An 11,606-nucleotide genomic window follows, 5' to 3' on the forward strand; every position below is an offset into this window, starting at 1 on the left:
TTTTTGAATAAGCTATAAAAAAGGTCATTTAGGGGGTTTATTTATGAAAAAATCTTATATTGCTCTTCTCTTTCTAACTGTCATCGTTTCTTTTTTCTTGTACATCCTCTCTCTACTACAAGCTTTTCCTAAAATTATTGCCTTACCTCTTTTATTCGGAATCATCGTTATCACTCTCTCTTATTTCAATTATAAAAAACGATTCAAAGGGTTTTAATTTTAAAAATCAGTCGTAAAACTATCCTTTCAGTTAGAAAAACAAAGAAATTCACCTTTCTTTTCGACAAATATCGACATTGAATCTATTCAACAAAAAGACGAGGATACAATCCCTCGTCTTTTTTCATTACTTTTCTTCAAATAATAATGCTTCTAATTCATTTAATTTCTCTTCAAATACTTGTAGCGCCTCTTTTACTGGTTCAGGAGATGCCATATCTACTCCTGCTTTTTTCAGCACTTCAATTGGATAATCAGAGCTTCCTGCTTTTAAGAACTCATTAATATAACGTTCTACTGCTGGTTGTCCTTCTTCTAAAATCTGTTTAGATAGAGCTGTCGCTGCACTAAATCCTGTTGCGTATTGATATACGTAATAGTTGTAGTAGAAGTGTGGGATACGAGACCATTCTAAACCAATCTCTTCGTCGATTACTAAAGCGTCACCGAAATATTTCTTATTTAAATCATAGTAAATTTCCGTTAACATGTCTGGCGTAACAGCATGTCCTTCTTGTACTTTCTTATGAATAATATGTTCAAACTCTGCAAACATCGTTTGACGGAATACAGTACCACGGAACCCTTCTAAATAATGATTTAATAAATATAGACGCTCTTTCTTATCTTCTGTCGTTTTTAATAAATAATCATTTAGAAGCGCTTCATTACAAGTAGATGCCACTTCTGCTACGAAGATGGAATAATCACCATATACGTGCGGTTGTGTTTTTCTTGTATAGTAACTATGCACCGAATGACCAAACTCATGAGCAAGTGTAAATAAATTATTTACATTATCATGCCAGTTCATTAAAATATACGGATTTGTTCCATATGCACCAGATGAATATGCCCCGCTTCGTTTTCCTTTATTCTCATACACATCTACCCAGCGATTTTCATATGCCTCTTTCAAAATATCAACATATTCATCACCAAGTACGTTTAAAGATTTTAATAAAAGGTCTTGCGCTTCTTCGTATTTCACATTCATTTTCACTTCTGGTACAAGTGGTGTATATAAATCATACATATGAAGCTCATCAAGTCCTAGTGCACGCTTACGAATATCGATGTAACGGTGTAATAAATGTAAGTTGTCATTTACTGTTTCAACGAGTTGATCGTATACTGCTTCCGGAATATTATTATTGCTCAGTGCAGCTTGGCGAGCAGAATCATATTTACGAACACGCGCATTGAAATTATTACGTTTTACTGCTCCGCTTAACGTACTTGCGAATGTGTTTTTAAATTTTCCGTACGTTTCATATACAGCTTTAAATGCATCTTTGCGAACACGAGGATCATCACTTTCTAAAAACTGAATGTAACGGCCATGTGTAATTTCTATTTCTTCTCCGTCTTCCCCTTTAATAGATGGGAATTTTAAATCCGCGTTATTCAACATACCGAATGTATTGCTTGATGAACTCATTACTTCAGATGCTTCCGCTAATAAAGCTTCCTCAGCTTCTGATAATACGTGCGGGCGTTGACGTGTAATTTCTTCTAATGCATGTTCATATACACTTAAATCTCTATTTTCCTTCAAGAATGTTTGCAGTGTATCTTCTGAAATCGATAAAATTTCAGGCACAATATACGCTGTGCTACTAGATACTTGTGAATATAAATTTGTTGCACGATCATTTAATGCTTGATATACAGAGTTTGTTGTATCTTGATCGTAACGCATATGAGCATATGTATATAACTTACCTAATCGCATTGATATTTCATCTTCATATTGCAATGCCTCAAGTAAATTGTCCGCAGAGTCACCAAGTTTCCCTTTAAATTCAGTTAACTTCGGTAATAGCTCTTTAATAGCTTGGAATTCTTTTTCCCATTCTGCATCCGTTTGGAAAATATCTTCTAATCGCCACGTACTTGCTTCTTCAATCTCGTTGCGATCTGGTAATGCTTTCGCTTTGTTTTGTTCAGACATTCTTTAAGCCCTCCTTTAAATATCTCTACTTAAGTACAATTCGTTTTTTTCTTATGTAATTCCTTCACAATCATTCTTTATTATATCCGCTTTTCCTCCTCTCATGTTAAAATTTGCCTCAAATAAAGATAGCGCATGTATTAAGCAAATCTCATCATGTTTCATAATTTCCTCCTCTGTTTTTAACATCACGGCATCCCTTATTTTTCGGTACGTATAAGTTCCCTCTTTACGTAAAACACCTATATAGCATAAAAATGTCATATATTCAGTAACTGCCATTTTCCATATGTGCTGCGAAAAGTACGGAAGTATCCGCCTTTTCGTATACCTTTTTACATAACTACACACGTATTGAAGAGAAATACACTCTCCCACTGCAAGCTCTCCTATACACTTCATATATAGAAAAGCTTGCCATATAAATGGGTTTGTTTGAAAAGCAAATGCAGAAGGGAGTGGAACACCAATTTCAGAAGGAAAGCTCGCTGGGGTACATTTAAATTGATATAAGAGGCGTAATAATGACTTATAATTATAATTCCAAATCGGTAAGGCATTTTGGCGAAAGTTTTTCTTTCTCTTCTTCCACTCTTCACCCAATCTTTCTTTCCCGAAAGGAACAGGAGAAAAAAGCATTTCAAAAGTAGTCGCATCAGTTGGTAAATATATAGTATGTGAGAAAAAAACATTTGTAGAAAAGGGAGTGACAAATGCACATTTCATAAATGATTTTTGTTTCGGACAGAAGAAAATAAGAAGTGGCTGAGGATAAGATTGTAAGGAGAAAGCCATAAGTGAGGAAAATTTCATCCAATATGCAGATTGCTTTTTCAATTGATTTCCACCAACGATCCAAATGACCTGTATACCAGCTTGCCAATACGAATATGTTCTTTTGTACAGCTGCTCTATAGCGAGGTTTGCACATTGGTATTCAATTGCAATTTTTCTACCCGCCCTCTCTACAAAAACATCTGGTCGTTGCTTAATTTCTGGGAGGTAGTACTCTATATCCACCTGAAAGTTTTGACGTTTGAACCATCTATATAACAATTCTTTACCATGCATATGATACTTTGATTCCGCTTCATAAAAGGCAAGACATGAATCCACTTTTTTATGAGCAAAATGCCAACTTTTTTGTTTCCCTAATTTCATTTGCACTTCCTTTCCGCAAGCTACACAAAAGAATCGTTCTTGTTGACGCATACGGCGCAAAAGCTCTTCATTACAATTATAGAGTAAATGAATTTTTTCACCGTTTTCTCTTTTAGCGATAAATATCGTAATCACACCCTTTCAGCTCCTTATATTCTACAATTTGTTACAAATTCCTTTTAAAAAAGAGATGTCCCAATTTCGGACATCTCTTTTTATAATAAAGGTGATAATAATCGGTACGTTGATTCAACAATTCGTCTATGAAGACGTCTTTTATGAAAATGATCACCATGAATTTCACTTGATTCTTCTAAATCATCTTTAAAGTCTTGAACAAGTTTTCGAATGCTATCTGTATCATATAAAAAGGCATTTACTTCAAAATTCAAATGAAAACTTCTCATATCCATATTAGCTGTCCCAATTGAAGCTAAATCAGAATCAACGATGACAATTTTACTATGAAGAAAACCTTTTTCGTATTCATATATCTTTACTCCTGCATCTAAAAGCTCTGGGAAGTACGATCTCGATGCGTAAAAGACAGTACGCTTATCCGGTTTACTGGGCATTAATAAACGAACATCAATACCAGCAAGTGCAGCAACCTTTAATGCGGATAAAATATCATCATCCGGAATAAAATACGGCGTTGCAATCCAAATAGATTTCCGAGCAGAAGCGATCATTGCGAAATATAAATGCTTAATCGTTTCCCACTTATTATCGGGGCCACCTGCAACTAGCTGCACTCCTCCCCAATGATCACCCTCAACTGCTTTTGCTTGTAAATATTCAGGGGCTAGCACAGCCTCTCCAGTCATATAAAACCAGTCTTGAAGGAAAATAAGTTGTAAACTTTGAACCGCTTCACCACGTAAATACAAATGCGTATCTCGCCAAAAGCCAAAATATTTATTTTTCCCTAAATACTCATCACCGATATTTAATCCGCCTACAAACCCTTCGTTCCCATCAATCACAACAATTTTCCTATGATTTCGATAATTAATCTTATCGTTTAAAATCGGAAAGCGCACAGGAAAGAATGGAATCATTTCTACACCTGCATCGTTTAATTCTTCAATATACGATTTCGATAACTTAAAACTTCCAACCGCATCATATAAAAAGCGAACAACAACGCCTTCTTTCGATTTTTGTATTAAAATATCTTTAATTTCTGTTCCTAATTTATCATCACGCACAATGTAATATTCCATATGAATGTGATGTTTCGCTCGTTTTAACCCATTTAAAATAGCCCGAAACGTTTCATCTCCATTTGTTAATGTCCTCGTTTCAGTTTGAAATGAAATATTTAAAGCTCCTAATCGATCCGCTAAACGAAATAACAGTTCTTGATGCTTATGATTGCGTAAAATTCGTTCTTCGTAATCTTCATGCCCTTTATATTGTAAAAACGCCTGTTCATCAAGTAACGCCTTCTTTTGGAACATTCTTTTTCTTCGAAAATTTTGTCCAAATAATAAATAAGCAAAGAAACCAAATACCGGAAAAATTCCTAAAACAATTAACCATGTAAGTGTTTTAGATGGATGTCGATTTTCTAAGAAAATAACGCAACCAATTAAAAACGCAGATACTGTAAATAAAATACTAATAATACCTAAAATCGAAACATCTTTTATCCCAATCACATCTGAATAAAATGCTACATCAATAAACATACGTAACGAAACAAATAATGCGAACAATAGCAGTATAAAGAAAATCAGCTTTAACGTATTTTTCATCTCTTACCTCCTAACTAAGAAAGCTTTCCTATTCTTCATATAAAAAGCCGATTTCATACTACAGAAATCGGCCTACGTTTTAGCAGGAAAATTATTGCGAATCGTTTCAAGCGCATGCTCTTTCACAATTTGTTTTCCATACTCACTTACACGATGAATTGTTAAAGTTGATTCTTCTCCATATTCTAAAATAATACTTAAAATACGATCGATTTCTTCTTCATCATGTAGCACTTCATCGAATTCCACATATACATAATAGCGGTCCTCAAATGAATACAGCTCATCTTTTATATCTTCAAAGATAAGACGATGACTTAATGAAATGACATCTTCAAAATCATTAAATTTAATTAAAAAGCCAAACGTACCATCTTCATTAAAGTTTGTTCCTGTTTGTTCTTCTACCTCTTCGACTAATTCTTGTTGGAATAATGATTCGATGCCTTCATCTAGAGGAATATCTATAATTTTGTCTACCCCTATCGGTAGTTCCAGCTTTTGTCCGTCCTTTGAAAGCTCTGCTTTCGTGACAAGTACTTCAATCCCTTTATCGACTGCTTGCACTTGAATCCATAACGGTCCATCAATAAAGAAATCGTCATGATCACGAGCTTCGTCCATCATCTCCCAAAAGAGCTCTTCACTTCGTTCGCGATCATACCAAATTTCTTCACGATTAAATCCTCTATCCTCTATATCAATGTACGTAATAAAAAATTTCATCGTATGATCATTAATTCTTTCAATATCCAAAATACAACTCTCCCTTCCTGCTTAGAATTGTTATGAAGGGATTCCCCACTCATATGACAAATCAATAGATTCTTGTACTCTCATTTTATGATAAGATTCTCCAGAATGGAAATAAAATCGATTTATTTTACAAAAATAGTTATATGCCTATCTTTACTCGATAAACTACATAAATATATTATTATAGCGATTTCTTACTTACAAAAAATTTGGACATACATTTCCACATTCCCCCGTACACTGTAATAAAGTGAAACTTCTATTAGAAGAGATTATTTAACAACAACTTTCTTCATCACATACATATAGTTCGCTTATTAAAACATCATAAATGGAGGCAGACGAATGGACTTAGAGTTTTTAACATCCGTACTAATGATTGTCGGTATCGATGTTGTATTAGGTGGTGACAATGCAATCGTCATCGCACTAGCTAGCCGAAATTTACCTGAATCGAAACGAAATAAAGCTATTTTGATCGGTACTCTTTTAGCGATTGTACTAAGAATCATCCTTACTATACTAGCTGTCTATTTACTCGACATTCCATTTCTACAATTGATTGGCGGGGTTTTACTTACATTAATTGCAGTCAATTTATTAACCGATAATAGCAACGATCTTTCTTCTATTCAAGGAAAAACAACTTTATTTCAAGCTGTGCGGACAATTGTTTTCGCGGATCTCGTTATGGGGTTTGATAATGTTATTGCCATTGCAGGTGCAGCTCACGGGAGATTTTTACTCGTCATAATCGGCTTACTCATTTCTATCCCGATTATTATTTGGGGCAGCAAACTTATTTTAATACTTATGGAACGATTTCCATTCCTCATTTATTGCGGTGCAGCGATTCTTGCCTATACTGCAGGAAAAATGGTTACACATGAAGACAGACTTGCAACCTTTTTTCATAACAATCCAAGTTTCACTACAAGCATTCCTTATTTGTTCATTTTCACTATTTTATGCATCGGCTTTATCGTACAACAAGTTCGATTACGCAATGTGAAACATTAAAAAAAACCTTCTACTATATAATAGGTAGAAGGTTTTCATATTATTATAATTAATTTACAAGACGTTGTGCTTCACGTAATTGGAACGTTCTTACTGTACGTGGTAAGAAACGACGAATTTCGTCTTCGTTGTAACCAACTTGAAGGCGTTTCTCGTCAATCATAATTGGACGACGTAAAATCCCTGGATAGTCACGAATCATCTTATATAAATCTTGAAGTGGTAAAGACTCTAAGTTTACATTCAATTCTTGGAAAACTTTCGAACGAGTAGAAATAATCTCATCCGTTCCGCTTTCTGTCATACGTAAAATCTCTTTAATTTCCTCAATCGTTAATGGATCTGAGAAGATATTACGTTCTGTATAGGGAATATGATTTTCCTCTAGCCATAATTTCGCCTTTCTACAAGACGTACAGCTTGGAGAACTATATAATGTTACCATACAAAGCTCACTCTCCTTAAAGAGTACAAATTCTGTACTAAATACAGTTTTAATTTCTAACTTCAGCAATTTTTCGCGATAACTTGTCTTATTGAAAAGTACAAAAATCGCATTTCATGTAAGCAACAACTTATAATAAACAACAATTACTTTTAATAAGTAACTTCTATAATCATTATACAATAGATTTTGCAAGAAATATACAGTAAATTTCCTGCTAGTTGAGAAAACTCTTCCGTGTATTTCACTGCTATGTAACATGATTACGCTCACTTCAGCTGTACTTTAACAATAACTTTTAATCCTTTTACTACTCACTTCTCATAGATTTTTCATATAATATATAGTTATTTATCTATAATCTTCCCTATGAAAAAGAGAACGTTTTCTTACTTTTTCTTGATAAATCAATTAAGAAATGTAAGACTATACAAACGAGAATAAAAAGGAACATTTGTTCTTATTTTAACAAATATCCTCCCTCCTGTCTACACGATTTCTAAAGTAAATTAAATATTTTTCTGACATTTCTTTCTTTTTCATTTTTTATCTCATACAATAAACATACAGACAGGCAAAGGGGGGAGTTTTCAAATGATTGCTTTTTTTATTGATTTTATTACGGTTGCTGCCCTCATCATCGGAATAACAGCATTGATTGGTGTCATTACAAATAGCATCGGCGAAAAGCTCTTTGGTGGAAAAGAAAAAATGAAGTTTGTTAACAAAAGTTTGGATGTACAATCTGGCTGGAACCAAGTTGGCGGAAAAGGCATTTATAAGAAACGAACGTATTAAAAAAAGCAGGCGATCACCTGCTTTTTTTCTTATTTCTCTACTGACGCCCATTTAAAGCTTAAATCGCCGCCATATTTATGGTTATACATATTTTTAATTGAATCTCTTTGTAAATATGCTCTACCACGTTGATATACTGGAACGATCGCAGCATCATCAAGTAACATTTTTTCTGCTTCTAATAAGTTCTTCCAACGAGCATTTACATCGCTTCCATCTTTTTTCGCCTTCATAATGATTTCATCGTATTTTGGATTAGAGTACTTCATCTTATTTTGTGACCCATCTGTTACAAACATATCAAGATATGTAATTGGATCTGGGAAGTCCGCACTCCATCCAGAGAATGACATGACATAATCGCCCGCATCTTCTAATTTTAGTTTTTGTGCGAATGGTTGTTGTTTAATTTTTACTGTTAAACCTGGTAAATTCTTTTCTAATTCACCTTTTAAATATTCACCAGTTTTCTTTGATAACTCTACATCTTCATTTAATAATTCTAATTCGATTTCATTTTTACCAAGTTCTTTTTTACCAGCTTCCCAATATTTCTTCGCTTCTTTCACGTTTGGTTTTACAATATCCCCGTTTACAGCACGGAAATCTTTTTTATCTGGTCCTTTAATGAAGTTATCAGGAATTAATCCTGTTGCTGGCTTAGAACCGTTATTTAATAATGTATCCACGAATGGCTTACGGTCAAAAGCAAGTGAAATTGCTTTACGAATATTTTTATTTGCTAAAGCTGGATCTTTTTGATTTAAACGAAGGAAGAATACAGATGTATCTTCTACTGTTTGGAAATCTGGTTTTCCTTTATATTTATCAATAAACTCCGCTAATAACGACGCTCGATCAATTGCATTTGTTTCATATAAGTTAATTGGCGTAGATGTATCTTTTACAATATTAAAGTTTACTTCTTCAATCTTCACTTCTTTATTGTCCCAATATGACGCGCTCTTTGTCATTTTAAAGCTACGTTCATGTTGCCAATCACTTAATGTAAATGGTCCGTTATAAAGCGTTGTATTCGCTTCCAAACCAAACTTCGTACCTTGCTCTTTCACAAACTTTTCATTCACAGGATAGAAGATTGGATATACCATTAAATCTACAAGGTATGGAATTGAATTATCTAATTCCACTTCTAATGTATAATCATCAATCGCCTTTACCCCTAATTGATCCGGACTCATCTCTTTTTTATTAATTTTCTCTGCATTTTTTATATCATACATAATGTACGCTGATTTCGCAGCTGTATCTGGGTTAATCGCTCTTTGCCATGCGTATACGAAATCTTTTGCCGTCACAGGATCACCATTTGACCATTTTGCGTCTTCACGTAATTTAAATGTATATTTTTTACCATCTTCTGATTTTTGGAATTCCTTCGCTACACCAGGAACTAGCTTATCATCTTTTCCTAAACTGTATAAGCCTTCCATCGTATTACCCATTACTCTTGAAGAAACTGCATCAGCTGATAACGCTGGATCCATCGTTGGAATTTCTTGCGTTTCAATTAAGTTAATAACTTGCTTCGCACCGCTTTTCCCGCTATCCCCTTTTGCGTTCGCTTGCGGTTCATCTTTTTGGTAGCTACATGCCCCTAACATCATGCTCATTGCTACTGTTGATACTACAAAAACTGGCATCTTTTTTTTCATACTTCCACCCTCCATAAAAATGTTAGCCCTTTCATTTTCAAACAGAAAGAAATATATATATGTTCTAATAATTCATATTATACACACAAATATATTTTTTGTATATTTATATTTCTATTTCATTAAAATTTCCTGTTAAAAAATAAATCTTTGTAAACGTTTCATATTGCTGATTATTCTTACTAAAGTGTTAAAAATAATATTTTTTATATTTTTCTAAATTATCAGAGAAAAACAAATTTTATATCTCATAATACTTTATGTATAATTATCCTTTTGTTTTTATCATAAAATAGCACTCTCTTCATAATAAAAATATGTAGGCTAAAATGAGTGCAAAGGTTAAGAAAGTATGTTACGATACATTTTGCTAAAAATAGATATCGGTAAAGAGGGGACGGACATGGCAGCAATTCAGGCAAAAAACGGGCCTACTGAGAAATTAAGTTTATTCTTATTAACATGGCCTATTTTTCTAGAAGTTTTTCTTTTTATGTTAATGGGAATCGCTGATACTTTCATGTTAAGTGCATTATCAGACGATGCTGTATCTGGGGTTGGTGCAGCGAATCAATACCTCCATATCGCTATTTTGGTACTAGAAGTCATCGGGAACGGCGCAGCTATCGTCGTTTCTCAATACCTCGGTTCCAAACGCTTTATGGAAGCATCTAAAATATCAGCATTAGCCGTCACATTAAATTTAATAGTTGGGCTCGTTATAAGCGCTGGTTTTCTTTTATTTTCGAAACATATGATGCTCGCAATGAACTTACAAGGCGATGTACTAACGTATGCGCAAAACTACTTATCTATCGTCGGTGGAGCCATCTTCCTACAAGCTATTATTAACTCATTAGCCGCAATTATCCGTGTACACGGTTTCACAAAGCAAGCGATGTTTATTTCACTCGGAATGAATATGATTCATATCGCTGGAAACTATGTACTCATTTTCGGGAAATTTGGTTTCCCTGAGCTCGGTGTACAAGGGGCTGCCATTTCTTCTGCTGTCAGCCGACTTATAGCGCTTATTGTTTTCTTCTGGTTACTATACCGCGTTATGGAATATCGTGTAAAATTACAATATTATTTCACCTTATCAAAAGAATATATCGGGAAAATTTTAAAAATCGGGATTCCATCTGCTTTTGAGCAAGTTATGTATCAAGCTTGTCAAATTGTCTTCTTATACTATGCAACATATTTAGGAACGGAATCGTTAGCGGCTAGACAATACGCTACGAACATTTCTATGTTCACTTATTTATTCGCTATTGCAATTGGTATGGGAACAGCCATTATTATTGGCCGCCTCGTTGGTGGTGGCGAAAAAGATGAAGCATACGAACGCTTGTGGAAAAGTGTAAAATGGGCGATTGGTGTAACTTTATGTATGGTCGCTCTCGTTATTACATTCCGTACACAATTAATGGGACTGTTTACAGATAATCCGTACATTATCGGGTTAGGCGCAAGTGTTCTTTTACTAAGTGTACTACTTGAAACGGGACGTACGATGAACATCGTCATCATTAATTCGCTTCGTGCAGCTGGTGATGCAAAATATCCTGTTTTAATCGGTGCATTCTCTATGGTGTTAATGAGTTTACCACTAGGTTACTTTTTCGCCTTTCATTTAGATATGGGGCTCGTTGGTATTTGGCTAGCAATCGCCATCGACGAATGGACACGTGCCATTATTATGTTCTTCCGCTGGAAAAGTAGAGCATGGGAGCGTTATGCACTTGTTAAACCTGAAGAACAAGAGGAGAATGTTTCTGTTCAAGTTCAGTAATTTTGCATATGGATATCAC

General features: G+C 34.4%; 10 protein-coding genes. 4 read left to right on the forward strand and 6 right to left on the reverse strand.

The features are described from left to right. Positions 1–43: 43 nt before the first annotated feature. A complete protein-coding gene (locus ACUN13_RS09470) occupies positions 44–217 on the forward strand; it encodes a hypothetical protein (RefSeq protein WP_445423765.1) in 174 nt (57 codons plus the stop codon). 129 nt (positions 218–346) lie between these two features. On the opposite strand, the gene pepF is transcribed toward ACUN13_RS09470, so the two are convergent. The 4 genes from pepF to mecA form a co-directional block, all read right to left on the reverse strand. Then, positions 347–2,173, reverse strand: a complete 1,827-nt coding sequence (pepF, locus tag ACUN13_RS09475; RefSeq protein ID WP_000003348.1) for an oligoendopeptidase F — start codon at positions 2,171–2,173, stop codon at positions 347–349. A gap of 51 nt (positions 2,174–2,224) precedes the next feature. Continuing rightward, positions 2,225–3,469 (reverse strand): competence protein CoiA, encoded by a 1,245-nt coding sequence (locus tag ACUN13_RS09480; RefSeq protein WP_071740680.1) that lies wholly within the window; start codon positions 3,467–3,469, stop codon positions 2,225–2,227. Between the two features lie 80 nt (positions 3,470–3,549). Beyond that, positions 3,550–5,094, reverse strand: coding sequence for a cardiolipin synthase (locus ACUN13_RS09485; RefSeq protein WP_000799194.1), 1,545 nt, complete (start codon positions 5,092–5,094; stop codon positions 3,550–3,552). A 72-nt stretch (positions 5,095–5,166) separates the two neighbouring features. Continuing rightward, on the reverse strand, positions 5,167–5,850 hold the full coding sequence (mecA, locus tag ACUN13_RS09490) for an adaptor protein MecA (protein ID WP_000350713.1): 684 nt from the start codon (positions 5,848–5,850) through the stop codon (positions 5,167–5,169). Between the two features lie 345 nt (positions 5,851–6,195). On the opposite strand from mecA, the gene ACUN13_RS09495 reads away from it, so the two are divergent. After that, a complete protein-coding gene (locus ACUN13_RS09495) occupies positions 6,196–6,870 on the forward strand; it encodes a TerC family protein (protein WP_000362607.1) in 675 nt (224 codons plus the stop codon). Between the two features lie 49 nt (positions 6,871–6,919). On the opposite strand, the gene spx is transcribed toward ACUN13_RS09495, so the two are convergent. Continuing rightward, a complete protein-coding gene (gene spx / locus ACUN13_RS09500; RefSeq protein WP_000258267.1) occupies positions 6,920–7,315 on the reverse strand; it encodes a transcriptional regulator Spx in 396 nt (131 codons plus the stop codon). A 594-nt stretch (positions 7,316–7,909) separates the two neighbouring features. Here spx and ACUN13_RS09505 point away from each other — a divergent pair. After that, positions 7,910–8,113 carry a hypothetical protein gene (locus tag ACUN13_RS09505; protein WP_000559971.1) on the forward strand — a complete coding sequence of 68 codons (204 nt, stop codon included), beginning with the start codon at positions 7,910–7,912 and terminating at the stop codon, positions 8,111–8,113. A gap of 29 nt (positions 8,114–8,142) precedes the next feature. Here ACUN13_RS09505 and ACUN13_RS09510 read toward each other — a convergent pair whose 3' ends face one another. Further along, positions 8,143–9,789: a peptide ABC transporter substrate-binding protein gene (locus ACUN13_RS09510; RefSeq protein ID WP_000728609.1), complete on the reverse strand. Its 1,647-nt coding sequence runs from the start codon at positions 9,787–9,789 to the stop codon at positions 8,143–8,145. Between the two features lie 352 nt (positions 9,790–10,141). On the opposite strand from ACUN13_RS09510, the gene ACUN13_RS09515 reads away from it, so the two are divergent. Then, positions 10,142–11,587, forward strand: coding sequence for an MATE family efflux transporter (locus ACUN13_RS09515; RefSeq protein ID WP_002164600.1), 1,446 nt, complete (start codon positions 10,142–10,144; stop codon positions 11,585–11,587). Positions 11,588–11,606: the final 19 nt, after the last annotated feature.

This window comes from Bacillus cereus group sp. Bce041 (genome assembly GCF_052646455.1).

Coding starts and splice junctions, on each gene's coding strand:
- ACUN13_RS09470 (WP_445423765.1), top strand. CDS start 44: ATGAAAAAATCTTATATTGCTCTTCTCTTTCTAACTGTCATCGTTTCT.
- pepF (WP_000003348.1), bottom strand. CDS start 2,173: ATGTCTGAACAAAACAAAGCGAAAGCATTACCAGATCGCAACGAGATT.
- ACUN13_RS09485 (WP_000799194.1), bottom strand. CDS start 5,094: ATGAAAAATACGTTAAAGCTGATTTTCTTTATACTGCTATTGTTCGCA.
- ACUN13_RS09495 (WP_000362607.1), top strand. CDS start 6,196: ATGGACTTAGAGTTTTTAACATCCGTACTAATGATTGTCGGTATCGAT.
- spx (WP_000258267.1), bottom strand. CDS start 7,315: ATGGTAACATTATATAGTTCTCCAAGCTGTACGTCTTGTAGAAAGGCG.
- ACUN13_RS09505 (WP_000559971.1), top strand. CDS start 7,910: ATGATTGCTTTTTTTATTGATTTTATTACGGTTGCTGCCCTCATCATC.
- ACUN13_RS09510 (WP_000728609.1), bottom strand. CDS start 9,789: ATGAAAAAAAAGATGCCAGTTTTTGTAGTATCAACAGTAGCAATGAGC.
- ACUN13_RS09515 (WP_002164600.1), top strand. CDS start 10,142: ATGTTACGATACATTTTGCTAAAAATAGATATCGGTAAAGAGGGGACG.